This is a genomic window from Rhizobium sp. BK313 (assembly GCF_014193655.1).
GTDB lineage: Bacteria > Pseudomonadota > Alphaproteobacteria > Rhizobiales > Rhizobiaceae > Rhizobium.
In genome coordinates this window covers 107,768-134,605 of record NZ_JACHZQ010000006.1, presented here as the reverse complement: position 1 = coordinate 134,605, position 26,838 = coordinate 107,768, and the positions used below count along the sequence as shown (strand labels likewise).

Here is a 26,838-nt window from a genome sequence, read left to right as displayed (position 1 = left end):
ATAAATGAACATGACTGAAATCGAAAGGAAAATAAGCCTGCTCGCTCAGTCATTTAGTGGAAAAGTCGAGCAATGTCAGATTGATTTCGCCATCGAATATATTCGTTATGGCGAAAGCAGACTTGCGTTTGAAACGCTCTGTGAATACATCTGCGAAGCGAACGCAGATATGAATCTCGAAGATTTCAAGCTCATATTATCAATATCGTATTCTGGGTTCGAGCTTGATCCGCTAATATTGATATACTTGGCAAAGCTCGTCCGCGACGTGCCAAACTCTCCTTCTGCATAATAATCGCAATGTCTCGTTAAAAAGGGTGACCTTAGGCGGGCCGACGGAGGGGAATTCCTAGTCGGTGGCTTTCTATGGGCTTCGGTCTTGCCACCGGCACGCTGACCTGGTCGGACTTTGTCGGTTCGCAGAAGTACCAGGGCTATCAGGTCGATGCCAATATCGATCTCTACGGCGGCAAGGATGCCAACGGCCAGACGACAAACAATTCGAGTGCGGAGGGCAAATACCTGCTCGACGACGTCGAGCAGTCGGTGAAGGCGACGATCAGCGGCAGCGGTGGTGCGGGCAACATCACCATCCGCAATCCCGATCAGCAGGCTGCGCTCGAACAAAGCGGGCAGACGGGGGCAGCCGATCAGATCAACACCGATCCGGCCCAGCAGAACGTCATCACCAAGGACAAGCATATCGATCTGGAGCCGTATGTCTCGGTTCAGAGTGTCACGGCGGCAATCCAGGCCGGCAAGACGATTGCCGAAGTGCTTGGCGATTTTATCGACAAGCTAGCCGCTGCAGGCAAGATTTCGGCGCAAGATGCCGAAGCTGCAAAGAAACTTGAACAATACAGTAACGATCCGAGCGTTCAAAAGCAGAAAGCGGAGTGTGCTCAACGGCCCAGCGGAACGGTTTGCAGCATCACGGTGACGGAGCGCACTTACGGCTACACTGAGACGGCCAATGCGACGACGATTTCGATAACTTCTGACGCTGCAAGGTGGCTCGCGGGCGGCAGCGGAACGGTATTAGCTGCAGGAACGGCCGGCCTGCTGGCGTACTTCTGGAATACAAATTCTGGTGAGCAATCGATCGACAAGACCGCATCGCTTGGCGATGGGCTACAAGCCCGTCTCAGCGGCAATCGAGACAATGGCTTTCTCAACCTCGATATTGTGTTTCCTGATTAGACAGTGGCGAACATCACGCTCGGTGTGACAGGTACGTATGGCCAGTTCAGCGTCGAATCCGCTTTCGGATCTGATGGACAGCCACTTTCGGCCGATACCCTCGCCGCCTTCGTCAGCATGGTCAACGGCGCCGGTAACGGCGTCCAGATCGTCTATAATCAGAAGAGTGGGTCGGGGGATGGCACGGGCGCCACCGGAGGTTCAAGTGCGGCCGCTGGAACGCCAGATCCGGATGATGATGGGTCGCAAGATCCTGACCAATCTAGTACAGAGAAAGCCCTTGATGCAGCCGATATCCGAGCGATAGTGCGCCAGAAAACAACTCCGTATGGAACGGGAGGCCAAGCATTCAATGTCGAGACGGAAGCTGAGTTGCAAGAACTATATGATGAAATCACGGCTGGAGCTGATCAGACCGTGCCAGGTGGGCCAAAGTATCCCGAAGGCTTTAAAATACAATCAGACGGTACAAGGATTGGCCTGAGAACCCAGTCTGAGACTGGCGGCAACACCATTGACGTGTTTCCGAAGGGAAGCAAGAATGGCTATAAGATTCACATAAAGCCGTAAAAGATGAATACCTCAGAGCAACGTGCGAACGATATAGTCAACTACCTCTATGATGAGGGCGATATCGACCTGACTTTTTTTGGGCACATTCTGGGAATGGTAAGTGCAGACGAGAACGATGTATCTTTTGAAAAATCAGCAGAGCAGCGCTTGAGTGATGCGATAACATTGGTTGATTTCCTGGTTTCTTCGGGTGATTTCTACGTAGGCCAAACAATGGGGAAACAAGACGGAAAATATATTGATGTTCCCCTCTCGGGTGGTTTGGAAGAATTCAGAAACGAGGCGATGGATATATTTGCTAAGGAGGGAATTGACGGCGACAATCTAATTGTATTTTCCTGGATTAAGAAGAAAAAAATAGGAAAAAAAGCGCCCCCGCTTCCAGGGCATATTATCGATTTATTTCGGTGAGGTAGCTACTTGCATCAAGGCGATGAGGTGAGGGATTAATTTGCAGTTGGTGGGACACAAATAAGATCGAACGCGGCCAAATTTATACGATGACGATCTCAGATTTTCAAAAAGCTTGGACAGGGTATAGTGTATATAAACCAAAATGAATTTCGGGGTATTTCAGTATTCGTTAACTCTAAAGCGATCGTATAAGGATGAAAAATGTCGAGATTACTTCAATATCCGTAAATCGCGAAGATAAGACGGTATCTTATTTTGTGATTATCAATGGTGTAAACCGTGTGTTTAGTGGGACATATCGATATGAGAGAGTTCCTATAGATTATGTCTCCATTCCGGGTGAATTTGAAGGTATACTCCATCAAATAGATGCGAAGTCGCCCGCGATTTTGAGGCCAGTTTTTGATATTATCGATGGGCGCGCGGTACAATTTCCGATTAAACTCTCCTAGTAAGCCGGCTAAAGCTCCGGCGAAAGCTCATCGGAATCGACGACGTCCATTCCGGTTCCGCCCACGATCCGCGGCAGCTCGGTGACCATCATCGCCCAATCCGGTGATGTCGTCGGCCGTGGCGTGCAGATCAGCGCCGGTATGGGCAAGGACGGCGAGGCGCCGACGGCGTCCGATGATCCCAACGACGGCAATGTGCTGATCTCCGCCGCCGGCAATGTCGACCTTGAAAGCGTGCAGGCGACGAGTGACAGCAAGAGCAGCAGCAAGGCTGGTGGCGTCAGCATTGGTGTTGCCGCTGGGATAGATGCTGGCGGCAATATCTTAGGCGGCGGCCCAACCGCCAGCGCAAGCTACAGCTCGGGCAAGGAGAACGGCAGCTCGGTCACTCAGGTCAATTCGAATGTTAGCGGCACGAATACGGTCACGGTCGTCGCCGGTGATACGCTGACGCTGGCGGGTGGCGTGCTTTCCGGCAACACGGTCAATGCCAGCGCTGCCAATGGCATCGTCATAGAGAGCCGCCAGGACACTGCATCCTATGACGAGAAGACGCAGAGCGCCCAACTCGGCATTAGCAGCGGAGGTATCTCTGGCGGCTATAACCAAGGCAGATCACCGGCGACTATACCAACGTCACGCAACAGAGCGGCATCTTCGCCGGCTCCGGTGGCTATCACGTCAACACCGACGGTTCCATCGATCTCATCGGCGGATTCATCGGCTCGACCGCCGATCCCAAGAATAACGATCTGACGGCCAACCAGATCCTTTATTCCAACATCGAAAACTCGATGTCGGCCTCCTCAACGAGCTACGGCTTCAGCCTGATCGGTGCCGGCATTCCCGTCCCGGTCGTCGGCCAGCCGGCCAAGCAAGACGATCATGGCGAGACGCTGGCGACGATTACGCCTGGCAACTGGAACTTGACGAACCAGCAGCAGGATCTCTCCGGGCTCAACACCGACGCCTCCAAAGCCAGCACCCAGGTCGATCCTTTCGACATCGACAAACTGAAGGCACAGCAGCAAAGTGCGGCGGCGCTGTCGCAACTGATGAATATGGCAATCGGCTATCTCGGGCAGAAGTACGGGCTCGCCGATGGTGGCTCCGAAAAGGTCGCGCTGCATGCGGCCGCTGGTGCACTCACTGCTCTAATCTCAGGTGGCAGCGTTAGCACAGGCGCGCTGTCCGGCGCTGCGCAGGAGCTGATTGGCGCAGTTGTCGACAAGGCACTCGCAGACAATCCCGATCTTACACAGGACGAGCGCAATGCGCTTGGTCAATGGGCCTCCGTTCTGGTTGGCATGGCGGCCGGTGGCACGCAAGGTGCTGCTACCGCGCTGGACGCGGAAAAGTATAACCGGCAGCTGCACATCGATGAGGCCAACCTTATCAAGAACAATGCGGCGCAGTTCGCCTATGATCAGCGTCTTTGCGGCAACGCCACTAGTCCCTCCGGCTGCAGTCAGGATGCGGTCAATGTCGCCGTCGGCGAACTAACAATGCAGGCGCTGAAGCAGGTTGACGCGACAGCCGCCGACGTGACGCAGGACAGCGCTGCGGCGGCATTCCTTGATAGCATAGCGCCTCGTGATACCGCATGTGCACCAGGCGGCACCAACTGCTATTATTTCCATGCTTACGGCGATGAGTACCAGGACGCGACGATCAACTCCCAGTATTTTGCCCGGGTGCTCAACCTCTATAATCTTGCCTCGCAGGTTTATGCCACAGAGCACACTACGTCCAAGGACTTTGCGGGCGAGCTCGACAGCGCCGCACAAACGATCACCGGAGCCGCTCAGGCTAGGGCAGCCGTCGACAAGGCTTTGGCGACTTGGGAGGTCATAAATGGAGTTTTCATTGGTGCAGCCACAAGTGGGGCACCTGCGACAGCTATCAACCAATCCCTTGGATTCGAATTCGAACCGCTGAGTGGTTCAGCTTATACGGGAGCGAATAACACAGCACTTTCGCCATCCCAGCAAGCTAGGGCTTGGCAGGGAAGCGGCTACTATCCAGGCGTCGATAACTATGTCGATATTCTGCTGTCGGGTGGAAGTTATGTAGTGGGGGCCGCACCGGGTCAATCAGTGTATTACACCACTCTGCAAGGCTATTTGGCCACCGGCGGTACTGCAAAGGGATATTATAATGCGCTTCAGATAAAGCCCAACACTGATGTACCTTATCCGCCGTACCGAGACGGCGTTACGATATACCAGGTGAACGGGAACACATCGGCTGCATATAGTTCCGCAACCACGGCAAACCCGGTGTGGGGCAGTGGCGGGGCTCCGCAGTTTTTTATACCCGACTTTAAGAATTCGCTGGTGCCGCTGTTTTCCATTCCGTTCAAGGATTAAACAAATGATATGCAATATAGACAGGAGTGACGGCTCCATTTTTTTGGAGGAAGGGCGGGTGCTTGCCCGGAACACAAGCCTTCATCAGGTTCTTGATATGGGTTTTGCGGTATGGAACGATTGGGAGGTAAATACTGGCTGGCGGCACATTTCGATTACGAATATTCTCATTCTGGGAAGACCAGCCTCAGCCATGCTGAGCTTTTTCCGCGAGGAGCTGAAGAAGGTTTTTTTTGTATTGCTGGATCAGGATCGCACTGATCCCGAAAAAGTTCGACAGCACCACGATAAGGTATTGATTGCCGCGTTTGGCCCTCCACACTCCCGCGACATTCACGGGTTTATAAAATATGCGTTTGCTTGGGGTAGTATCGAATCTTCGTACGATCCACGTGGCGTCGAGTCGAACATAATTCTAACCTGGACATAAGTCCGCCGCCAACGTCGCCTTCGCCGGTCTGAAGGCCTATCAGGCGCTCTCCAATCTCACCGACTGTATCAATGCCGGCAATCTCGCTTCCGTCTCGCTGACGGCCGGCTTCACTAGTCGAAGAACGAGACGTCGGTTTCAACCTCGACGCCAGTGCTGCCGACGTTATCGGGCAGCTCGGTTGACATTTCGACCAATGGTGATTTCGTCAGCCGCGGCCTGCAGATATCGGCCAACAATATCGACATGGCCGGGGCCCATGCGACGACCGATGCTTCCTCGCACAGCGAGTCGGCCGGCGCCAGCATCGGCGTCTCGGTCGGCGTTGGCATTGGCGGCGTCACTGGCATCACCCCGACGGCAAGCGTCTCGGCCGGCCAGTCGAAATCGTCGAGCTCCTCGACGACTGAAGTTCTCTCCACCGTCAGCGCGTCGAACAACATCACCTTCGTCTCCAAGGGCGACACGACGCTCAACAACACCGTCTTCTCGGCAGACACGATAAACGGCGACGTCGGCGGCAATCTTTCCATCGTCTCGACACCGAATACCGGCACCCAGTCGAACAGCTCGTCCTCGCTCGGCTTCTCCTTTACCGGAGGGACGATCGGCAAGACGGATGGGCAGGACCTGCTGACGATGGGCAATGTCGGCACGGCGCTTGGCGGCCTAACGCTGGGCGGCGTGCAGCCGGGCTTCGGCTCCGGCAAGGGCTCGACCAATTGGATTGATCAGCCGGCCGGGCTCTATTCCACCGGCGACCAGAACATCACGGTCGGCGGCAATACCAATCTTGCCGCTTCCGGCATCATCTCCGGCGATGGCCAGGTCAATCTCGACACCGGCACGCTGACCTGGTTGGACTTTGTCGGTTCGCAGAAGTACCAGGGCTACCAGGTCGATGCCAATATCGATCTCTACGGCGGCAAGGATGCCAACGGCCAGACAACAAACAATTCGAGTGCAGAGGGCAAATACCTGCTCGACGACGTCGAGCAGTCGGTCAAGGCGACGGTCAGCGGCAGCATGTCGTCACCAAGGACAAGCGGATCGATTTCGAGCCGTATGCGTTAGTGCAGAGCCTGCAGGCGGCAATCGATGCGGGCAAGACTATTGCCGAAGTGCTCGGTGATGTCATCGATAAGCTGGTGAAGGCGGGCAAGCTGTAAACCCAGGACCGGCAGGCGGCGGGGAAGCTTAAAGAATATGGTGACCCCGTGCCAAGATTTTCAATCACTTGCCAAATAGCTCTGCCCGTGTCCGCTCTCGGACGCTTTCTCGATTGCGTCTATCATCTTGTGCCGCAACAGGCCGTGGCCGAAATCCGGTACCTCCGCTGTCCCATTCCGTAGATCCGAACGGAGCAGCGCATATGTGTTGGCAAGCGTGTAATGCATGTTGCCCGGCGCCGCATCGGCAACCAATCTGTAGCTATCGGGTACTTCTATGGTTTCAAGTTTCCCCCCTGCGGAAGCGAGGCGGATCTGCAGGTCGCTGTATTGAAGACGGCCGCTATCTGCCGTTATGACCAAGTCGCCCTTGCTGCCGTTGATCTCCCAGAAGAAATTCGCCGCGGGAGAAGAGCCTGACCGATAGTGAAGCGAGGCAACCGCACCGTTCTGAAGCAGGCCGTTCACGGCTATCTGATCGGCAATGGTCTTCTTGACCGTTTCGCCGTTGTCGGTGCGCTTGGGCAAAGGATACCGGGTCGCAAGTGTTGCGGAAAGCTCGGAGAATTCGCCGAGGCACCAGCAGAACCCATCGATCAGATGACCGAATTGCACGGTCAGCATCGAAACGCCATTTGCCTTATCCAGCCCATAGACCAAACGTGGTTCCACGGTTGCGCCCCAGGCGCCGGCCGAACCGACGACGGTGCTGGATATCACGTCGCCGATGTGACCTGACGCAATCAGATCACGAATATAGCGAAGCGGCGGAGATGCGTGCCCTTGCAGGCCGACGAAGGTCCGCACGCCCTTGGTCTTTGCGCGTGCGGCCATTTCCTCGGCCTCACTGAGGCCATTGCCTAGAGGCCATTCGCAATAGACAGCCTTGCCCGCATTCAGAGCGAGATCGACCAAGGCCAGATGATGGGGAACCTTGACCGCAATGACCACAAGATCGATATCCGGCCGGGCAACAAGCTCGGCCGGATCGCTGTAGAAATGCGGAACGCCATAGCGTTGGGCGGCAGCGGCGGCCGATTCCTGCCGGGAGGTCGCCAAAGCACGGATTTCGTAACCGGGTACCGCCTTCAAAGCCGGCACATGCGCCCGGCCGGCCCAGGATTCATCTGAACTGAGACCGACGACACCAAGTCGTATGTTATCTTGTACCATTTAGTCCTCCATGCCGGCGAACCGGGAAATGCCTCAACAACACGCAGCAGGCCGCTCAATGGTGAGAAGCCCTTGCATCTGATGCTCCTAATCCCCTATGGGCGTCGGAAAGCGGCCGGTATTGTTTCTGGATTGACTTGATTGCCGGCGGTCATGACCTGCCAATAAGCTTCGTCGACGGCATGAATGATGGAATTTTCGATACTGCGCGCGACCATGTTGCCTTCCGCCGAATGGGCTGCCGCGACATGAGCGACCTCCTCTGGCAAGCCGACACTCAGGCAAATATAGACTCCGTAGGCCGGATGCCTTATTGCCGGCCGCCCGGTGTGGCGCGAGGATGCCCAACGCTCCCGGTTCACCGGATCGAATTCCCACGGCTTGCCGATGTCATGGCAAAGCGCGCCTGCGACCACCAGATCCCGGTCTATCTCCAACTGCGGGAAATTCCGGATAAAGTCATCCGCCACGAGAATGGCCTGGCGTGTGACAGCGCGCAGATGATCTGTCTGATTGCCGCTCTTCGCTTCGAATATGCCAGGCACGCCGCAAGCCGGCATGTCGATCAGCGAATCATAGCTGCTTCCGGCGAGCGAGAAAGCCCACGCCTCGACAACTTTTGCGCGGAGGTCCTCGTTCTTGATCTCCGCAATTTCAGGCAATTCCCGCCGCACTCGCTCGCGCAACTCATCGGTAATTGGGCGCTGCGGTCTCGCCCCCAAAGGCGCGTTGGCCGTTTTAGACTTGGTCTGCTCCATCGATTGAACCTCATTTATTGTTGAATTTGTGGAATTGGCCCGTGCGGTCACGAAGCGGTTGCATTGGCCAATTCGATCAATTTGGGTGGGAAAAGATCGGGGTTGCCGGTGAGCACCGATGCGGTCTTGGCTCGGAACGACTCCCGATCCACGTCAGTCGCGACCTGAAGACCGTTGGCCGCGAAAAAGGTGTAGGATTCCGATTCCTGCTGCACGGTCAGTTGCCTGACGTGATCATCGGCTGCCTTTGATGCCTTGTTGAAAGCCGCCTGCTCCGTATCCGAGAGCTTGGCATAGGCATCGGGATTGATGACGATGTAGGCGGTCGTCAGTACATGATCGGTTTTGGAGACGAACTTCTGGACTTCATAGAGTTTGGTGGATTTCACAACAGGCGCCGGCGTGTCCTGACCATCGGCGACGCCCTGCCGGAGCGCCAGATAAAGCTCGCTCAGATCGACGGCGACCGTCGAGGCACCAAGGGCCTGTATGAGGGCGATATAGGCGCGTGAATTGGGTACACGCATTTTCAGACCTTGCATATCGTCCGCCTTCAGGACTGGCTTGACGTTGTTGGTCATGCAGCGAAAGCCGAGATCAGTCCAGCCGACCAACTTGAACCCCTTGTCGAGAGATAGCTTCCGCAGATCATCGCCGAATTCGCCGGCGAACGCATTGTAGGCTTGCTGGCGCGTCTTCCAGAGGAACGGAGCATCCGTAATGGACATCTCCGGCACCCATCCCGAAAGACCGACGCCGATACCTCCCATCTCGACAGAGCCGCGGCGGACTGCCTGCGCTATATCCCGCTCTCCCCCCAGTTGCGCGTTCGGAAAGATCTGCACCGTCACACCGCCGTTTGTCAGCGTCTCCATCTGCGATTTGAATTCCAACGCCCAGAGATGCCAGCCGTGCTCGGTGGGAGCGGGATGGGCGAGCCGAAGCCGCTTTGCCGCTTGCGCCCTGACCAAACCGGCCGGCAGAAGCGAAGCTCCTGCAATGGCGCCCCCGAGCTTCAATATCTGTCGCCGCGACAGGACGTTGGAGCTTGCGCTGTTCGTATAATCGAATGCTGACATAATAACTCTCCTCTTGTTTCCCCTCGCTGCCCATCAACCCTTGATGTTGAAAAGTCTGGGCAGGATTGTTGTTATCGATGGCACGGCGACCAATATGAGCAGGCCGATCGCAAGAACGCTCAAATACCAAAGCAATATGCGGCTGGTGGGTTCGACCCTGGCGCCAGTGATCTTGCAGGCGACGTAAAGCGCGATGCCGATCGGCGGAAGAACGACGCCAATGCCGAATGCCTCCGCCATCACGATGCCGTAGTGCAGCGGATCGATGTGAAGCGACATCGCCACAGGCATCAGCAATGGCGCCAGGATGATGATCGTCACGAAACTCTCGAGAACGGCTCCGACCAGGATGAAAATGACGACCACCGCCAGCAGAAATCCTGTCGGTCCGAAGCCGCCGACGAAATCCGCAAGCGAGCTGGTGACGCCTTCCAACGTCAACGCCCAGGAAAAGACCGTCGCCATGCTGACAGTGAAGAAGACCATGCCGTTCAGCATCGAGGCGTTCGTCAGCGTCTGCCAGAAGGTTGCAGGCGTGAACTTGCGGTAGAGCAGGCCCAGAAACAGCCCGTATACGACAGCGAAGGTGGAAACTTCCGTGGGCGTTCCGAAACCGCCAATGATGCCACCGATGAGGATCACGGGCAGGAGCAGGGGAAAAAAGGCGCTGCGTCCGGTTGAGATAACCCGGCTGAAGGGCGCCCGTTGTCTCGGCTTCCATCCGAACATCGAAGCGCGCACGCGGATGAGCAACATCTGGCAAAACGCCAGCGTCGCAGCCGGAAGTACGCCCGCGACGAATAGGGCGCCCGTCGATATGCCGGTTGCCGATCCGATCAGAATGAGAGCAATGCTTGGGGGCACGGATTCGGACATTGCCGCCGCTGCCGCCAGCACCGCGGCCCGCTCAGGAGCGGGATAGCCTTCCTCTTCGAGCTGCTTGGACATCGGGATGCCGATCATTGCCATGTCGGCCGCCTTGGAGCCGGAAATGCAGGACCCGAGGTAGCAACCCACCACCATGACCTGCAGCAATCCGCCGCGAATATGACCGATCAGCGCAACGATCAGGTTCACGATTCTGGAGCCGATATCGGCCCGGTCCATGATGAAGCCGGCAAAGATGAAGAACGGCAGAGCGAGCAGAATGAACCCGTCCGATCCGCGCTGGGCGTTCATGACAACTGCTACCATGTCAGCAGATTGTGATGACAAAACACACACGATACCTGTCGTGGCGAGGACGAAGCCGATCGGAATTCCAAGGATCAGTTGCACCAAAAACATGCCGGCGAGTACGGTATACAGGGCCGGAAGATTTGCACCGAGCGCATCTTCGCCGATAAGGAAGAGCGCGACTGCAACCGCTGGAATGAGGAACATGGAAACAACGGCTGCAAGAGGAAGCCGGAACAAACGGACCGCTGCATGAGCAACGAAGAGCATACATCCGATCGTGATCGGTAAAGTCAGCCACGCGTAGCCGATGCCAAGGACGATCGTCGTCTCTTCCAGGTTGGAAAATAACAGAGGGACGGAATAATAGGCGGTAAGTGCCGTCACCAGGATCACCGTCCACTCGACGAGCGCGGCGAGGAACGGCTTTACATGTGCCGGCATCCTGTCCGACAGGAAGGTGATGGCGACGAAATTACCGCGGCTGTAGGAAACGGCGCCGCCCAAGAAGGAAATGGTCACCAGAAAAGGATGGGCCGTTTCAGCCACGCCAACCACGAGCGGGGAGTTGGTGTAGCTGCGCAGAATGGTGGCTGCGAAAATCAGCAGAACCTGGCCGATCAATGAGATATTCAGGACGGCGATCGCGGCCCCGTCGATCCATTGAAGCCAACGCGGTACCGCAGCCAAATCGTCGGCGCCGTGAACCTCGGTCCTGTCGACCGATGCCATTTCAACTGTCATACGTTCCTCCCAGGTGCAAGCACCATACGGGCAAGGCCCCTCCGCCAAACGCCGTATTATCTCCAACGATGATGTAATGGATTACATCCGTTTCCGAGAACCGTCAAACGGAATCTCGCAAACATGCCGAAGGGAGCAAGGCTGCTATTGAATGAAGTTTCCGGTTGCGTCTGCGGAAATTCCGCCATTTTTCGGAGCGAAAATATGGATAGGTTGCTCGGCAAAGTTTACTTGTATCTTGTCAACGCATGAGGGCAGCGTTTATAAGATTGACCATGATGACGGAAAAAAGAAAACGATTACAGAAAAACCAAGGCGACACTGTTCGAGTGACCGACGTAGCCCGGCTGGCGGGCTGTTCCACAGCAACGGTCTCGCGCGTCCAGAATACGCCGGATCTTGTGTCAGCGGAAACGCGCGAGCGAGTCCAGGCGGCGATACGTGCACTCAGCTATATGCCGAACAGTGCAGCCAGAGCCTTGCGTTCCCATCGTTCGCGTATGATTGGAATCGTCATACCGACACTGAACCATGCCATCTACGCCAGCCTGGTTGATGCAGCGCAGCAGCGTCTCGCCAGCGAGGGATATTCTGTTCTTGTCGCCACTTTCGACTACGACCTCGATCGTGAGAAAGAACAGACCGCCATGCTGGTGGAGCGTGGCGCGGAGGGACTTGTGCTTGTCGGAGAATCCCATCACCCGGATTTCTATCCAATGCTCGCGGCGGCCGACATACCCTACATCAATACATACGTATTCCGGCCAGACGGGCCGCACCCTTGCATTGGCATAGACAATCGGCATGCCTCTTTCGAAATCGCTGACTTCCTATATGGCCTCGGACACCGCACTTTCGGCATTATCTGCGCTTACATGGAGGGCAACGACCGCGCGGCAACGCGCGTCCAGGGTATATGCGAGGCACTTGGCCGCAACGAGATCAAGATCGATCCGGCAGCCATCGTCGAGCGGCCCTACAGCATCCCAAGTGGTCGAGAAGGGCTGCGTATATTGCAGGCGCTCAATCCGCGCCCGACGGCGATCATATGCGGCAATGATATTTTGGCCTTCGGCGCGCTTATAGAATGCCGTGAAATGGGCCTCGGAGTACCAGAAGACGTATCGATTGTCGGATTCGACAATCTTGATTTCACCGCCCATATCAGCCCGCCATTGACCACAATGGATGTTCCCGCCAAAGAGATGGGAGACGGCGCGGCACGATTCCTGCTCGATACGCTCAAAGGGCGGACGACGATGCGCAAGATTCGGCTCGAACCTCAGTTGATTGCCAGGCGAACCACAGCTCCGGTTCCGGGATTTATCTTTCCGGTCGATCTGCGTAATGCGGTGGATTGAGGATCGAGGCCGCTGCGGCAATATGTCGGCGTAGTTAGTCACGCTAGCGAATGCAATCAAAGCAAAAGCGGCGGCTCGTCTGGTACCTTTGCGCTCGATCTACGCCGCACGTTAGGCCGGTCTATGAAGCCGGGGCTTGCCGTTATCGAAGCTCCGGCGTCCATTTTTCCAGCCGGCAACCACGCGGGCAATCTCGCGCACCGCCGCGCGCGGGCCGGGGCTGTCAAGCAACACGATCGTTGCCTCGGCGCCCGGCTGCATTTGTCCGGCGACACCGAGCTGGCGCGCCGCCGCTTCGCCCACCATCGCAAAGACCGAGGCCATGTCCTCGTCACGCAAGAGCTGCGCGACATTGGCATAGAGATTGGCCATGCGGATCAACGAGGCATCGCCAAAGGGAGTGAAGGGATTGAGCACATTGTTGGTCGCAATCGAGGTGACCACACCGCGGGCCGCCAGCAGATGGGCGGGCGCGACGCCGCGCGGAATCAGCTGCTCGTACCCGCGTCCGTTAAGGAAAAGATCGGTGGACGGCAGTACCGAAAGCGCGATGCCGGCGTCGGCCAGCCTGTCGGCGATATATAGGACGTCCGCCTGCAGCATGGCCGAGAGGTTGGTGACGTGGCCGATCGCCACACGACCCTGCCAGCCGTGACGGAGCGTCGCGTCGATCACCGCCGGCAGGTCGGTCCGATCGGGGTCGAGGCTGAAGTCGAGATGGAAGTCGACCGGCACGTTGTGCTTTACTGCCAGCGCGAAGACCATCTCCACATGCCGGCTCGGGTTGGGGTCCGTGTAAGGACAGCCTCCGACCAAATCTGCGCCACTTGAAAGGGCAGCGTCGAGCATGTCGAATGTCTCGGGCTCGTTGGTCAGCCCGTCCTGCGCGAAAGCACAGATTTCGATGTCGACGGCGAAGGCATATTCGTCGCGGATCCGCTTGATAGCCTCGAAGGAACGGAAGCCGGCGCGGGGATCGATCTCGACGAAGGTACGCATCCGCACCGTGCCATGTGAAATCGCCTTCTCCACGACACGTGCCGCCCGGGCATAGACTTCGCCTTCCGCGAAGCCGGCCTTGGCTCTGGCTGTCTCCCGAACGGCTTCGGCAAGTGTGCCCTCACAAATTTCGCATCGATCGAGAATACAAGCCTTGTCGAGATGGATGTGCGTGTCGACGAAGCCGCCGAAGGCGAAGGCACCTTGGCCATCGACACTCTCGATCGCCTCGCAGCGGAAGTCTGGCTCGATGGCCGCGATCCGCCCGTCCCGAATAGCGACATCGACCAGCGCGCCATTTTCTTCGATGCGGACATTGCGGATGACGAGATCGAACAGATGATCGGTGGACTTGCTCATAATTGGATCGCACCTCCATCGCTGCGCGGGTCGTGAGCTTGGTCGATCAATCCACTATCTCCGATGCGGATCACGCTGGCTTGTCCACCGAGCGGACGAAAGGCGCCGATCATCGATATCTCGTGCTCCATCGCCGCAAGTACGATTGCATCTCCGAGCAAGCTTGGCAAACTCTCCGACCCTGCCCATTCGCCGGCGGTATGGGCAAGCACTCTCTCCCAGCTATCCACGAGGCAGGCGGTCGTAAGGGTGGAGCTGCACCGCGGAGCGGAATATCTCCGTCGCAATGACGACTGGCGCCCGACCGATACCGAGGAAGGTTTGTGCCTTGCCGGTCTCCACCGCCACCAGCCAGACGGCATCGCCGCCGAGCCCGCAGAAATGCGGGGTAGGTGATGGCCAGCGCCGCGCCCGCGGCGACGAGCGCCTCGATCGCATTGCTACCACGTCGCAGCACTTTTGCGCCCGCTTCGCTGGCGAGCCAATGCGGTGTCGTGACCATGGCCCTGGGGGACCGCCCACCGGCCCTGGTCGTCGGTTTGCCGGGATGGGACATCAGCGGACAACGGCGCCATTCTCGGCCACGAGGCGCCCTTCCTTGAAAACGCGTCGCGGCTTTGGAATAGCGACCACAGCCTCCGGCACGTGCTCAGCAGCAAGCGCCACGAAATCGGCCTTCGCACCAACGGCAATGCCGTAGCCTTGCAGCCGCAGCGCCTTGGCACCGCCTGACGTCACTGTCTCGAAGGCGGCGCTGAGGTCCGGGTCAGTGTAGAAACCGGAGCGGTAGGCGATGATCTCTGCCCGACGCAGCATGTCGCCATCACCGAATGGCCACCAGGAATCGCGGATATTGTCGCTGCCGCTGAAGACGTTGACGCCGGCTGCGCGCAGAAGTGCCACAGGCGGGAAATTATGATTGCCGGGCGCGTTCGTCATGATGGAGACGCCACTTTTCGCGATCAGGGCGGCAATCTTCTTCGCTGCCTCCGGAGCGAGATCGCCAAGGCCATAGGCATGGCTGACGGCGACATGCCCCTGCATGCCAAGCGCTGTTGTGCGGACGCAGATTTCCTCGATCGTCATCGCGCCGAGCGTGCCCGCGTCGTGAAGATGGATATCGACGTCGACGCGGTGCTTCTCCGCAATGCCGAAGACCACGTCCAGGTGGCCCTTGATATCGCGATCGAAGGAGAGTGGATCGAGCCCGCCGACGAGATCGGCGCCCATTGCAATCGCCTCATCCATCAGTTCCGACGTGCCGGGGCTCTTCAGGATGCCGCTTTGCGGGAAGGCGACGAGCTGGATGTCAATGATATCACTATATTCTTCGCGAACCATCAATATGGTTTCGAGCGACTTCAGGCCAACCGAGCCGTCGACCATCACGTGACTGCGCATCTGGAGCGTGCCGTGTGAGATGCAGAGGTCGAGCTGGTTGCGGGCGCGTTCATCCATTGGTGCGGCAGCGGCCATATTCTCGGCCTGAAAGGCGACGCGCTCGTGCACGTCGAAGCCATTTCTGCACGGCTTGTGCGGGATCCACTTATCGCCATAGAAGCTCGTGTCGAGATGTATGTGACCCTCGACGAAGCCCGGCACGAGTAGGGAACCGGTGATATCGACTAGGTTCGCGGCGCCGTCGCCGGAGCCCGCCGGCTTGATTGCGGTGATGCGTCCATCATGCACTGCGATGTCGTTGAGCGTGCCGTCGGCTAGCTTAGCATTTGTGAAGAGTGTTTCGGTCGAGCCCACCGGCGTTCCTTCCCCTTAGGTTGTGGACTAAGCCCCACCGGATGCGGGGCCTGGTGTCTGTGTCAATGATCTCTCGCGATCAGTTTCGTGGCACTGTACCCTGCACGCCTTTGATCAGCCATGCCATGCCCTTGATATCGTTTTCGGACAGCTCCTGGCCGGTGGCGACCTTCACGTTGCCGTTCTGGCCCTTGATCTCGCCCGCAAACGGCTTGAACTTGCCGCCGACAATGGCCTCCTCGGCCGCCTTCATCTCCTAGGTGACGGATTCGAGCAGTTCGCAGCTGCTGGTCGTCATCTTGATGTAGCCGCCCTTCGCCGAGGCCCAGCTTCGACTATGTCGTCTGTGAATGTACATATGGGGACCGTGAACGGGACGAGGTTTCTGACGTTGCTCGCCGCGCGCAACTTCGCGAGATACCTCGCACGGCCTACATCCGAACGGCACATTATAATCTATCGGGGCCCCTCGCAGCTCGCGATAATGGGCAGGAGGGATGTCGTGGCGCGGAACATGAAATAGGTTGGCGATCGGGTCGTGGATGGAAACGAAGCGTTGAAGCTGTCGTGATGATTTGAGTTAAAGACCTGGTTGAGCAAGGCCGGCTGGTGCGGATGCTGAAGGATTAGCGCCCGTACTATCCGGGCTTTTGTCTTCCCTATCCCGGTCGCCGGCAGTTGCCAGCGACTGGGCGGGCGTTCGTGGACTTTGCGAGAACCATAACACCGTGAAATCAACGCATCAGACCTGAGAAGGTGATCGGGACGAAACGTCAACCAAGCGTATGTTTGGTGACAGGGACGGTGCTTTGCGCAATGCCGGTTTCTGCTTCCATAAGTTCTTCAAGACGCCTTGACCGAGGTTCGATACCGAGAATGGCCACCACGATTATCTGGACCGCCAGCAAGCCGATCATCAGAACCAATACCCCTGATATGCCGTGGGATTGGAAAAGCGATACGACGATGAAGGGTGTTACGATCGTCGCACCGCGGCCAAAAGTCTGGCATATGCCGGAAGCACGCAGACGCACCTCTGTGGGGAAGAGTTCGGGGATATAGATGCCGAAAAGAACCGCAACCAGAATATAGATCGGTACGGTCAGTGCGAAGCCGACCATCGGCAGCCATACGGGATCGGATAGTTGCGGATAGATCATGCCGAAGATGATAGCGAGCAGTGATGCGCCTATGATCGTCGGTTTTCGGCCCCATGCATCCGAGGTCAGAGCGCCGATTGCCGAGCCGACAGGCGCCCCGAGCCCCATGAGCAGGGCGAAGCCGAAGGATTTCGCGGTGCTGAGACCCTGGCTCACGAAGAAAGTGGGCAACCATGTAACAAAGCCGTAGAGCAAGGTATTGACGACCACGAGTGTCACGCAGCCGACGATCATCCTGGACAGCATCGGTGGGCGAAAAAGTGCAGACAGCTCGATGCGGGGAAGGGTGGCCGCCGGGGTCGGAGGAGGAAGTTGCCTTCCGGCGGCAACCTCGGCTTCGATCTGGGAAACCAACTCCTCCGCCTCTTCCATCCTGCCGACCGATTCCAGCCACCGTGGCGATTCCGGCAGTTTCTTTCTCATGTACCATACGGCAAGAGCCGCAACGCCGCCGATGATGAACATCGTGCGCCAGCCGAAAACCGGGATGATCAGATAGCCGAAGAGGGAGGCGACCGGCAGACCAGTCACCACAAAAACGGCCATCAGACCGAGCCAGCGTCCACGTGAACGCGACGGCACGAATTCGGTCATCGTCGAATAGCCGACAACGTTCTCGGCGCCCAGGCCGACGCCGATCAGGAAGCGCAGGAAGATCAATACCTCCATATTCGGTGCGAACGCCGCAGCGATCGACGCAGCGCCGAAGAGAAGCAGATTGATCTGATAGGTGAAGCGCCGACCATAACGGTCACCGAGAAAACCCGTCCCGAACGCCCCAAGCATCATGCCGACGAAGGTTGCCGAAACAAAAATGGCATTCTCGCCCAGTGTCGAGAAGCCGCTCGCGAGCGTCGCGCCCAAGACCGTTGCGGCGACGTAGATGTCGAAGCCATCGAGGAACATCCCGATTCCGATGAGCCACATGACGCGATAATGGAATGGTCCTACGGGCAGCCGGTCGAGGCGCCCACCCGCGTTGACGATGGTCGACATTGTCTCCTCCTAAGATGAATCGTGGTCGCGAGGCGGAGCGAACCTCCCGCTGGCGCCTCGCCGTGTCTGTCAGTTCAGACGAGTTTGCGTCGCGGTCGCGCTGTACCAATCAAAAGGCTTGTCTTCGGTCGCGACCATGACGCTCTTGACGTTGAAATGGTCATTGAAACTCTCCAGGCCGAATTCGCGGCCGATACCGCTTTCGCCCACGCCGCCCCATGGGGAGGCTGGATCCAGACGGTGGTGATCATTGATCCAGACGATGCCAGCCTTTACGCGTGCGGCCACACGATGGGCGCGGCCGACGTCGCGCGTGCGGATCGCTGCCCCGAGACCGAAGGGGGAATCATTGGCCAGGCGCAATGCATCCGCCTCATCCTTGAAGGGCGTGACGCTGGTAAAGGGACCGAACACTTCTTCCTGGAAAATACGCATGTCGGCATTGACATCGGCAAACACGGTCGGCTGAACGAAGTAGCCGCCTTCGAACCCAGCAACTGTCGCAATGTCGCCGCCTGCGACCGCACGGGCCCCGGCGTCGCGGCCAAGCTGCGAATAGGTAAGGACGCGCTCACGCTGCTTGGCCGAGATAACGGGTCCGAGCTGCGTCTCCGGGTTGAACGGGTCGCCGATGCGGATGGAGCGCGCCTTGGCGGCGAGCTTCTCGACAAAGGCGTCGTAGATCGTTTCCTGTACCAGATGCCGGCTACCACACACGCATGTCTGGCCAGCGCCAATGAATGCACCGAACGCGGCGTAGTTCACTGCCTGATCGATGTCAAAGTCATCGAAGACTATCACGGGTGTTTTGCCGCCGAGTTCGAGCGTCTGGTGCGCGAATACCTTGGCGGCGGCGCTGCCAGCGATCCGGCCGGCTTCCGTACCGCCGGTCAGCACCAGCTTGTTGATATCGGGATGCTCCGCCAGGAGCCGGCCCGCTTCGGCGCCGTAGCCGAGAACGACGTTGAATACGCCTTTGGGTAGGCCCGCTTCGAAGAATATCTCCGCGAGCTTCAAGGTCGTCAGCGGTGTATATTCAGAGGGCTTTACGACGGTCGTGCATCCGGAAGCGAGGACCGCTGCCAGCGACTTGCACATGATCATCAGCGGATGATTGAACGGCGTGCAGTTGGCGACGACACCGATCGGCGTGCGCAGGGTATAGTTGAGATAAGATCCTTCGACCGGGATAACGTCGTCGCGACGAGCAAGCGCAAGACCGGCAAAATAGCGGAAGAAGTCCGGAAGCCGAGAAAGCTGAGCGCGCGTCTCATTGATCGGCCTGCCGTTATTGAGCGTTTCCAGACGATACAGCGTCTCAAGATTGGCTTCAAAGGCATCGGCGAGCTTGTTGATGAGGCGAGCGCGGGCGCGGATATCCATCCCACCCCATTCGCGGCCTTCGAAGGCCAAACGCGCGCTCTTCATGGCACGATCGACGTCGGCTGGCGTCGAATTCGGAATGCGCGCGATCACCATACCGGTTGCGGGATTGCGCACATCGATCGACGTCCCCGTTCCGGCTTCGATTTCCTTGCCGTCGATGAAATTGCCGTGGGTCTCAACTGCTGGCTCGCGGGTAGCCTGGTTCATGGGTCTTCCTCCAGATTAGGGACGGACAGCGCTGCGCCCGAGGGCGGACGCCACGCGTTTTTGGCCGGAAATTACGTGAGCGCTAATGAGCTTGCGCGCAGTTCGGGAATCGCGCCGCTGCACGGCGTCGATGATGTCGCCATGCTCGGCAACGAGTTTCTGGGGATCTCGCCCCTTGATGGTGCTGACAGACAGGCGAACCAGCCGATCCGCCTGATCCAGGACGTCCCTGATGGCAGCCTCCATTCGCGCGTTGCCCGATGCTGCCGCCAGGGCATCATGGAAGGCCCGGTTGTAATCGATGAAGTCCTCTTGCGCGCCAATAGACCGAAAGCGATCTAGATCGGCCAGTGTCTGATTGCTCGCGCTTTCGACGGCAGCGGCGACGCATGCAGGCTCGAGAGCGAGGCGAAACTGAAACAGATCCCTGACGTCCTTCATGGAAATCGGATTGACCTGGTATCCCTGGCGCGGCTGCACGGTGACCAGGCGATCTTGCTGCAGCCGTAGAAGCGCCTCGCGGATCGGCTGCCGACTGACCTCATACCGTGCGGCGAGATCCTGCTCGTGGATTTCTTCACCCGGCATCAGTTGACAGGTGAGGATTTCGGAGCGCAGAGCGTCGTATATATTTTCTCTAAGGAGCACTTGTCGTAGACCAGACTTAATCTTGGAATGGCATCGTGATATTTCACGAGCGATTCATACACCCGTAAAATAAGGAATTGCAAGACACAAAAATGGCATCTATGAAATGTCAAAATTGTTGAAATGTGGGAGTGGTGATGAACAATAAGCTGAACTTGTACGTGGCTGGCAATGGACGTCCGCTCCTCCTGCTGCACTCACTGCTCTCCGATCGCGAGAGCTTCGATCGGATTATGCCTGCACTCTCTGCGAACTATCGCGTGGTCGTTCCCGATCTGCCGGGGTTTGGTGCATCGCCGGCAAGCACAGGCCTTCCCGAAACGGCCGACCGTATCGCGGGACTGATCGATGCCTTCGCTTCGGATGGTGAGGCTATCGTCCTGGGAAATGGATTTGGTGCGTTTGTCGCCCTTCAAACCGCAATTCGGCATCCCGCGCTTTTGCTGCGTCTCGTGCTCGTTGGTTGCGGTGCCAGGTTCTCCGACCAGGGACGGGAGGCTTTTCGAAAAATGGCAGCTGCAGCCAGGGCGGGCGGCCTTGAAGCCGTTGTGGAAACAGCGATGAACAGATTGTTTGCCCCCAAATTTCAAGCGGACAATCCGGATTTGATGGAGGACAGGCGTAAGGCATTTCTCCTTATGGATTTGGAGGTTTTCTGCAACGCTTGCTCAACACTCGCCGAACTTGATCTGTCGACTGAAGCTGCAAAGGTTGCCGCTCCGACACTCGTTGTCGTCGGAGATGCCGACCAAGCAACGCCGCTTCCGATGGCACGCGACCTGGTCGAGCGACTTCCCGACGGCCAGTTGCGCGTCCTCAAAGGCTGCGCGCACGTCCCTCCGCTGCAGGCGCCGGACAGGCTTTTGGCGCTGGTGGATGAATTCCTTGGCTGCTCGGTACCCGCTGCTCTGAAATAAACCGTAGGATGATCGGTTCTGACGATGCAGACGCCCACCGACGGCCCTGATGTCGGAATGTGGGCGTGTTTGCACCCACATTGGAGAGCATCATCAGCGTAGTGAGCACAATCGGGTTGGATCCGGCGAAGAATGAACCGGCGCACGGGGCGGCGTTCGCGCGATGGACACGCCTGAAGGACCAATATGTGAGCTGATGCCGGCCAATCATTTTGGCACTGCGCTGTCGGCAGGCCAAGCAGTCACAAGCACAAGAACGCCGCTATGAAGTCGTGCGGTCTGTGACACTTTTGCCGTGCCCGACGTTATCTCAAGTCCTAACTAAGACCTGTGCATTCGTCCCGATGATAAGGTCGATACGGAAATCTCGCGACATGGGTACCTTGAGCAGCCTTACCGACGCGCGTCACGACCCATTTCGGTGAGATGAAAAGCAGCATCAAAGAATGACGCCGAACCACACCTCGTTACCATTGCCGAAGACTCACAAGGCGCATCAGGTCTAGATTGGGGCATGAATTGACGGCCCGGACGTTCGTATCCCCGCAAGGCGTGGAATTGGTTTAGCCTGTCCAAAAAATGAAGCAGGCTAAATCCGCAGCCAATCCCTAAGCTGATGCGATCAGATTACGCTGACGTTTTCGGCTTTCGACTTTCCGGTCTTGCGATCTTGACCCAATTCGTAGCTGACCTTTTCGCCTTCTCTGAGCGAACCGCCCCGCTGCAAAGCAGAAACGTGAACGAACACGTCAGCTCCCCCATTTTCGGGAGAAATGAAGCCAAATCCTTTGTCCTCATTGAAAAATTTTACAGTACCCGTAGGCATGACAGTTCCCCCTTCATTTCCGGGATCGTTTGATTCGCCTGCCGAACTTACAGTCGAAGTGCTTCGTTATCAACGTTCCACGACTTTCCCGCAGTTTCAATATTTGCCGGAAATCTCAGCCAATGAAGTATAGCCTTGATGAACATCTGCGGTCCAGGCTTGCTAAGGCAGACCCTTTAGGCCAGCCTCACAATCTGTCGCGTGTCCGCGTGCGGTGGCTCTACGGCATAGCCGGCGTCGGATAGCGCATCATAATGGAATGGGAGAAGAGGGAGGACTTCGAGCCATGCCATATACCGCCGCCCAGCTGATGGATCGGTTGTTGTCGATATCGCGCGCTTTTGCCGGACATATCGACCCGGCCGCGGCGTTCCGCGCCATCGCCGTCGAGATCGAAACGCTCCTGCCGCATGATCACATGGATATCGCGGTGGTATTGGATGAGGGCCGCAGCCATGTCTGTTATGAGGCGGGTTGCTACACGAGTTGGAGTGCGCTTGCCCAGCATCCGCTGCCGGTCGATATCAGCCCGATCCGGGATGTGTTGCACGGCGATCTCCCTTATCTCATTGCGCAGGATGCCTTGGAGGACGCACGTTTTCATTTTCCTGGCGCCCTAGACGGGCCGATTTATGCGGCCAATCTTCGCAGTCGTATCGTTGTGCCGCTCAGGGCTCGTGGCAATATCATCGGGGCGCTCAATATCAGTCGGCACGAACCGGGTATCTACACCCAGTCCGACCTTGAGGTTGCGCAGCACTGCGCCGAGTTCATCGCGCCCTACATCTTCGCGCTGATCCAGAGCGAGGAAGCGCGTCGGGCAATGCTGGCGGAAAGCGAGGCGCGCAGTCGCGCCGAACTGTTGCGGGTCGGCGCAGCACGGTTGACCGAGGGTATGGAGCGTGAGCGGCGGCGCATCGGCATGGATCTTCACGACCAGACGCTGGCCGATCTTTCCCGTGTCGTGCGCCAGGTTTCGGCGCTTCATCGCCAAGGCGTTGCAGGGGCCGCACAGCTGGCCGAGCTGGAGCGTGAGGTGGTCAACTGTCTGACGGAACTTCGCCACATCGTCGACGACATGCGGCCCAGCGTGTTGGAATTGTTCGGCCTTCGCGATGCGATAGAAGCGCATCTAACCCGCAGCGTCAGTCGTGCGACGCCCTCGATCGCGGTGCGGATCCAGGACACCAGCGATGGCGCAGCCGACGAGCTTCCGGAGCGGATATTGACGGCGGTCTACCGGATCGCGCAGGAGGCTATCAACAATGCCGTCCGGCATGGTGCGCCGCGTTGCATCGAAGTGCGGATGGAAGCCACGCCTTCGACACTGCGCGTGGTCATTAGCGATGACGGCATCGGATGCGGCACCGTCGATCCCGAGGTCGTCGGTGGCATCGGCCATATGCATACCCGCGCTGCACTGATCGGGGCGACGCTGAAGCTTGGCCGCGCCGGCCGCAAGGGTGGCACGCGAGTTGCAATCGAAATTGGCCGCCATTGCGGTCAGATCCCGGCAGCGACCGACATAGGTCTAGAAGCATTGGAGAGCCTTTAAATGCTTGTGATGGTAGCTGAGGATGATGGTCTGCACCGCAGTTTCGCGCGGGCAACGATCGAGCATTTGTGGCCGGGCGACGTCGAGGTGATCGAAGCCAGCAGCGGCGATGTGGCGATCGACCTCGCCCAGAAGCGCAAGCCACCCTACGTCGTGCTCGACCTGCAATTGCCGAAGGCGACCGGCATCGAGGTCGCCCGGTCAATCTGGGGGATCCGGGCTGACACGAACATCCTGTTCTGGTCGAACTTCGCCGACGAGTCCTACGTGCGCGGCGTGGCGCGCATCGTGCCGCCAGGCACGGTCTACGGCTACGTGCTGAAGTCGGCGTCGGAGGAGGGGATGCGCCTGGCACTGCGCGGTGTATTTGCCGAGGGACATTGCATCATTGACCGTGAAGTGCGCGGCATCCAGCATCGTGTGCAGAACCGGTTGGAAGGCATTACCGACAGCGAGTATGAGAGCCTGATCGACGTTGCGCTCGGCCTGACGGATAAGGCGATTGCGGCACGCAGAGGGCTTTCGACCAGAGGCGCCCAGGCCCGCATCCGGCATCTCTACGAGAAGCTTGGCGTGGCGGCACTTGAAGAGCCGGCCGACAATAACCTGCCCATATTCAATTCGCGGACACGCGCAATTTACCTCGCCTTGGCGCGTGGCCTCATCAATGTCGACGCGCTGCGGCGCGAGCAGCAGAGCCTTGAAGCCTGGCTTGATCGGATCGACGAGCCGGAGAGGAAGCAGTGAGCAAGTTGTCATTGCGAATGTGTAAACACACAGTGGGCACTGCGTCTTGAAACGTATCGTGCCGGCCGGGATTGTGGCTACTCTGACGAAAACAAAGACGAAAGCGTGAGGGGAGGAGTGTTGTATGCCATTCGTCAATATTCAAATTCTCAAAGGCCATTCCCAGCAGCGCAAGAACGAGATTGCGCGCCGCGTCACCGAGGCTGTCAGCGAGGTCGCCGAGCTGCCGAAGGAAGCGATCTGGGTCGTGTTCGAGGATGTCGCGGCTTCCGATTGGTATGTGGGCGGCAAGACGGCTGAAAAGCCCGCGAGCTGATCATGCCGAACACTTCACGCAATCCCAGCTTTGCCGACGTGGTGGGTGATGCCACGCTTGAGACGCTTGCGAGCGGCCTTGGCTTTACCGAAGGGCCGGTGTGGCACCCCTATGAAAAATGGCTGGTCTTCAGCGACATGCCGGAAAACCGTATGTATGTGCGTCAACCATCGGGTGTCATTGAAGATTTTCGCCGACCAAGCAACAAGGCGAATGGCAATACGCTCGATCGTGAGGGCAGGCTTTTGACGTGCGAACACGCGACAAGCAGCGTCACCCGTCTCGAGGCCGACGGTTCGACGACGGTGCTTGCCACGCATTACCAGGGCAAGGAATTGAACAGCCCGAACGATATCGTCGTGGCAACCGGCGGGGCGATCTATTTCACCGATCCCATCTTCGGCCGGATGGAATATTATGGCATCCCGCGCGAGCCCGAGCTTTCCTTTCGGGGGGTCTATCGGGTCGATCCGGATGGGTCGCATCTGACGCTGCTGGCCTCGGATTTTGGCCAGCCGAACGGGCTATGTTTCTCGCTCGATGAATCCCGGCTGTTCGTCAACGACACGGAACGTCAACATATCCGTGTGTTCAGCGTCACGCCGCAGGGCGAACTGACGGGCGGAGCCGTTTGGGCGGAAACCAAGGGCGACGAGCCGGGAGCGCCCGATGGCATGAAGATCGACAGCCGCGGAAATCTCTATTGCTGCGGTCCTGGCGGCATTCATGTCTTCGATCCCTCGGGCAACGTGCTCGGTGTCATCCGCACACCGGAACCCTGCGCGAATTTTGCCTTCGGTGACGAAGATCTGAAGAGCCTGTATATTACCGCGTCAAGCTCGCTGCACAGACTGAGGGTGCGCGTGCCGGGGCTGAGACTGTTCTGAGGCCGGAAAACCGGCGCAAGGGCGTCGCTGATTGCTCGATCGGTGATGAGAGTGCCTTCGGCGTCGCGGAGAGCGAAGACATCGGAAGAGGAGCCGATGGCCGGAGGAAGACGGAAAGAAGTCAATTACTCTAGGGAGGATCGAAATGCGTAAACTATTTGTTCTTGGCGTGCTTGCTGCGACGCTTGCTTCCGGCACGGCTTTTGCCGATACCAGCGGCAAGAAGATCGCCTTTTCCAACAACTATGCCGGCAATTCCTGGCGGCAGGCGATGCTGAAGAGCTACGACATCGTCACCAAGAAGGCCGTCGCCGACAAAGTCGTCGGTGCCGCCGATGTCTTCACCACGGCGGACCAGGAAGTGCCGACGCAGGCAGCCCAGATCCAGAACCTCATCCTGCAAGGCTATGATGCCATCGTTATCAACGCGGCCTCGCCCGACGCGCTTAACGGCGCGATCAAGCAGGCCTGCGATGCCGGTATCGTCGTCGTGTCCTTCGACGGCATCGTCAATGAGCCCTGTGCTTACCGCGTCGTCGTCGACTTCGAGGACATGGGCAAGCAGGAAGTCGAGCAGATGAAAAAGATTCATCCGGACGGCGGCAATCTGCTTGAGATCCGCGGCCTTGCCGGAACGTCGATCGACGACGCCATTCACAAGGGACTGCTGGAAGGCGTCAAAGCCAATCCGCAATTCAAGATCGTCAACTCCGTGACGGGCAACTGGGATCAGACCACGGCGCAGAAGGCGGTCGCAACCGTGCTGCCGTCACTGCCTGATATTGTCGGCGTCGTCACACAAGGCGGCGACGGTTATGGCGCTGCCCAGGCCTTTGCCGCGGGCGGCAAGCCGCGCCCGACGATCATCATGGGCAACCGTCAGGACGAGTTGGAATATTGGAAGGAGCAGAAGGCGAAGGACGGCTACAAGACATGGTCCGCATCGATCGCCCCTGGCGTATCGACGTTGGCTTTCTGGGTCGCCCAGCAGGTTCTCGATGGCCGAAAGGACATTCCGCACGACCTGCTCGTTCCCTATCTCGCTTTCACTCAGGATGATTTTGAAAAGCATCTTCCGGACATTCCGGTTGGAGGCGTCGCCAGCAAGGAATATTCGCAGAATGATGCCATCGAAGCGATCAAGGCGAACATCAAGTGATGGCAGCCGTTTCGATCTTTGC

At 58.0% G+C, this 26,838-nt stretch carries 26 protein-coding genes and 2 pseudogenes; 15 read left to right on the top strand and 13 right to left on the bottom strand.

What is annotated here, in order from left to right:
- Positions 1-10: 10 nt before the first annotated feature.
- From FHT86_RS27045 to FHT86_RS27010, 8 genes and pseudogenes are all read left to right on the top strand, one after another.
- Complete coding sequence (locus FHT86_RS27045; protein WP_166656939.1) at positions 11-292, top strand: MafI family immunity protein; 282 nt, start codon at positions 11-13, stop codon at positions 290-292.
- Between the two features lie 74 nt (positions 293-366).
- On the top strand, positions 367-1,200 hold the full coding sequence (locus FHT86_RS27040; protein ID WP_133710121.1) for a hypothetical protein: 834 nt from the start codon (positions 367-369) through the stop codon (positions 1,198-1,200).
- Between the two features lie 3 nt (positions 1,201-1,203).
- Positions 1,204-1,770 carry a hypothetical protein gene (locus tag FHT86_RS27035; protein ID WP_133710122.1) on the top strand — a complete coding sequence of 189 codons (567 nt, stop codon included), beginning with the start codon at positions 1,204-1,206 and terminating at the stop codon, positions 1,768-1,770.
- A gap of 3 nt (positions 1,771-1,773) precedes the next feature.
- Complete coding sequence (locus FHT86_RS27030) at positions 1,774-2,184, top strand: hypothetical protein (protein WP_133710123.1); 411 nt, start codon at positions 1,774-1,776, stop codon at positions 2,182-2,184.
- Positions 2,185-2,666: 482 nt separating this feature from the next.
- Positions 2,667-3,395 (top strand): annotated as a pseudogene (locus FHT86_RS27025) (hemagglutinin repeat-containing protein); the annotation flags it as partial.
- A gap of 38 nt (positions 3,396-3,433) precedes the next feature.
- Positions 3,434-5,008 carry a hypothetical protein gene (locus FHT86_RS27020; protein ID WP_133710125.1) on the top strand — a complete coding sequence of 525 codons (1,575 nt, stop codon included), beginning with the start codon at positions 3,434-3,436 and terminating at the stop codon, positions 5,006-5,008.
- Between the two features lie 58 nt (positions 5,009-5,066).
- The gene (locus tag FHT86_RS27015; RefSeq protein WP_132526543.1) at positions 5,067-5,438 is read left to right on the top strand and encodes a hypothetical protein; all 372 of its coding nucleotides are present in this window, start codon (positions 5,067-5,069) and stop codon (positions 5,436-5,438) included.
- A 153-nt stretch (positions 5,439-5,591) separates the two neighbouring features.
- Positions 5,592-6,512, top strand: a complete 921-nt coding sequence (locus FHT86_RS27010) for a hemagglutinin repeat-containing protein (protein WP_133710126.1) — start codon at positions 5,592-5,594, stop codon at positions 6,510-6,512.
- 155 nt (positions 6,513-6,667) lie between these two features.
- On the opposite strand, the gene FHT86_RS27005 is transcribed toward FHT86_RS27010, so the two are convergent.
- The 4 genes from FHT86_RS27005 to FHT86_RS26990 all read right to left on the bottom strand — a co-directional run bounded on the left by FHT86_RS27005 (position 6,668) and on the right by FHT86_RS26990 (position 11,537).
- Positions 6,668-7,780: a Gfo/Idh/MocA family protein gene (locus tag FHT86_RS27005; protein ID WP_133710127.1), complete on the bottom strand. Its 1,113-nt coding sequence runs from the start codon at positions 7,778-7,780 to the stop codon at positions 6,668-6,670.
- A gap of 95 nt (positions 7,781-7,875) precedes the next feature.
- Positions 7,876-8,538 (bottom strand): HDIG domain-containing metalloprotein, encoded by a 663-nt coding sequence (locus FHT86_RS27000; protein WP_133710128.1) that lies wholly within the window; start codon positions 8,536-8,538, stop codon positions 7,876-7,878.
- Positions 8,539-8,585: 47 nt separating this feature from the next.
- Positions 8,586-9,617, bottom strand: a complete 1,032-nt coding sequence (locus FHT86_RS26995) for a TRAP transporter substrate-binding protein (protein ID WP_133710129.1) — start codon at positions 9,615-9,617, stop codon at positions 8,586-8,588.
- Positions 9,618-9,650: 33 nt separating this feature from the next.
- Entirely contained in the window at positions 9,651-11,537 is a 1,887-nt protein-coding gene (locus tag FHT86_RS26990) for a TRAP transporter large permease subunit (RefSeq protein ID WP_133710130.1), read from the bottom strand.
- 329 nt (positions 11,538-11,866) lie between these two features.
- On the opposite strand from FHT86_RS26990, the gene FHT86_RS26985 reads away from it, so the two are divergent.
- Positions 11,867-12,898 carry a LacI family DNA-binding transcriptional regulator gene (locus FHT86_RS26985; protein ID WP_166656940.1) on the top strand — a complete coding sequence of 344 codons (1,032 nt, stop codon included), beginning with the start codon at positions 11,867-11,869 and terminating at the stop codon, positions 12,896-12,898.
- A 111-nt stretch (positions 12,899-13,009) separates the two neighbouring features.
- Here the strand turns inward: FHT86_RS26985 and FHT86_RS26980 are convergent, their stop codons facing one another.
- The 8 genes and pseudogenes from FHT86_RS26980 to FHT86_RS26950 form a co-directional block, all read right to left on the bottom strand.
- Entirely contained in the window at positions 13,010-14,257 is a 1,248-nt protein-coding gene (locus tag FHT86_RS26980; protein ID WP_183868929.1) for an amidohydrolase family protein, read from the bottom strand.
- Positions 14,258-14,479: 222 nt separating this feature from the next.
- Positions 14,480-14,695 (bottom strand): hypothetical protein, encoded by a 216-nt coding sequence (locus FHT86_RS38685; protein ID WP_312862534.1) that lies wholly within the window; start codon positions 14,693-14,695, stop codon positions 14,480-14,482.
- A 117-nt stretch (positions 14,696-14,812) separates the two neighbouring features.
- Positions 14,813-16,012, bottom strand: a complete 1,200-nt coding sequence (locus FHT86_RS26970; RefSeq protein ID WP_133710132.1) for an amidohydrolase family protein — start codon at positions 16,010-16,012, stop codon at positions 14,813-14,815.
- Between the two features lie 79 nt (positions 16,013-16,091).
- Complete coding sequence (locus FHT86_RS26965; protein WP_166656941.1) at positions 16,092-16,265, bottom strand: hypothetical protein; 174 nt, start codon at positions 16,263-16,265, stop codon at positions 16,092-16,094.
- A gap of 210 nt (positions 16,266-16,475) precedes the next feature.
- Positions 16,476-16,589 (bottom strand): annotated as a pseudogene (locus FHT86_RS38205) (IS6 family transposase); the annotation flags it as partial.
- 196 nt (positions 16,590-16,785) lie between these two features.
- Positions 16,786-18,168, bottom strand: a complete 1,383-nt coding sequence (locus FHT86_RS26960; protein WP_133710133.1) for an MFS transporter — start codon at positions 18,166-18,168, stop codon at positions 16,786-16,788.
- 69 nt (positions 18,169-18,237) lie between these two features.
- Positions 18,238-19,761 (bottom strand): aldehyde dehydrogenase, encoded by a 1,524-nt coding sequence (locus FHT86_RS26955; protein ID WP_133710134.1) that lies wholly within the window; start codon positions 19,759-19,761, stop codon positions 18,238-18,240.
- 15 nt (positions 19,762-19,776) lie between these two features.
- Entirely contained in the window at positions 19,777-20,409 is a 633-nt protein-coding gene (locus FHT86_RS26950; protein WP_133710135.1) for a GntR family transcriptional regulator, read from the bottom strand.
- A 137-nt stretch (positions 20,410-20,546) separates the two neighbouring features.
- On the opposite strand from FHT86_RS26950, the gene FHT86_RS26945 reads away from it, so the two are divergent.
- On the top strand, positions 20,547-21,326 hold the full coding sequence (locus tag FHT86_RS26945; RefSeq protein WP_133710136.1) for an alpha/beta fold hydrolase: 780 nt from the start codon (positions 20,547-20,549) through the stop codon (positions 21,324-21,326).
- Between the two features lie 622 nt (positions 21,327-21,948).
- Here the strand turns inward: FHT86_RS26945 and FHT86_RS26940 are convergent.
- A complete protein-coding gene (locus tag FHT86_RS26940) occupies positions 21,949-22,152 on the bottom strand; it encodes a cold-shock protein (RefSeq protein WP_133710137.1) in 204 nt (67 codons plus the stop codon).
- Positions 22,153-22,438: 286 nt separating this feature from the next.
- Here FHT86_RS26940 and FHT86_RS26935 point away from each other — a divergent pair, with 286 nt between their 5' ends.
- From FHT86_RS26935 to FHT86_RS26915, 5 genes are all read left to right on the top strand, one after another.
- Complete coding sequence (locus FHT86_RS26935; protein ID WP_133710138.1) at positions 22,439-23,707, top strand: GAF domain-containing sensor histidine kinase; 1,269 nt, start codon at positions 22,439-22,441, stop codon at positions 23,705-23,707.
- Positions 23,708-24,454 carry a response regulator transcription factor gene (locus tag FHT86_RS26930; protein ID WP_133710139.1) on the top strand — a complete coding sequence of 249 codons (747 nt, stop codon included), beginning with the start codon at positions 23,708-23,710 and terminating at the stop codon, positions 24,452-24,454.
- Between the two features lie 124 nt (positions 24,455-24,578).
- The gene (locus tag FHT86_RS26925) at positions 24,579-24,770 is read left to right on the top strand and encodes a tautomerase family protein (protein ID WP_133710140.1); all 192 of its coding nucleotides are present in this window, start codon (positions 24,579-24,581) and stop codon (positions 24,768-24,770) included.
- Between the two features lie 2 nt (positions 24,771-24,772).
- A complete protein-coding gene (locus FHT86_RS26920; protein WP_166656942.1) occupies positions 24,773-25,657 on the top strand; it encodes an SMP-30/gluconolactonase/LRE family protein in 885 nt (294 codons plus the stop codon).
- 145 nt (positions 25,658-25,802) lie between these two features.
- Positions 25,803-26,816, top strand: coding sequence for a substrate-binding domain-containing protein (locus FHT86_RS26915; RefSeq protein ID WP_133710142.1), 1,014 nt, complete (start codon positions 25,803-25,805; stop codon positions 26,814-26,816).
- Positions 26,817-26,838 lie beyond the last annotated feature (22 nt).